Source organism: Brenneria tiliae (assembly GCF_023347575.1).
Taxonomy (GTDB): domain Bacteria; phylum Pseudomonadota; class Gammaproteobacteria; order Enterobacterales; family Enterobacteriaceae; genus Brenneria; species Brenneria corticis.
Map to the genome: position 1 here is coordinate 1 of NZ_JAKPCB010000014.1, position 224 is coordinate 224.

The 224-nt window shown below is 49.6% G+C and carries 1 rRNA gene; it reads left to right on the forward strand.

The annotated features are described in order from the left end of the window. Positions 1–142 precede the first annotated feature (142 nt). Positions 143–224, forward strand: a 5S ribosomal RNA gene (gene rrf / locus MFP24_RS24310); the annotation flags it as partial.

Here is a 224-nt window from a genome sequence, read left to right on the forward strand (position 1 = left end):
GGTAACGGTTGGAAAAAACCGGAGAGGCTTAACCTTACAACACCGAAGGTGTTTTGAGAGCGACTCATATATTTGAGCTTGTTCGTGGATTGGTTCTGATGGTTGCAGAGAAAACTGTATCGGTTGGGATTAAACGTATTTGCCTGGCGGCGATAGAGCGGTGGTCCGACCTGAACCAATGCCGAACTCAGTAGTGAAACGCCGTAGCGCCGATGGTAGTGTGG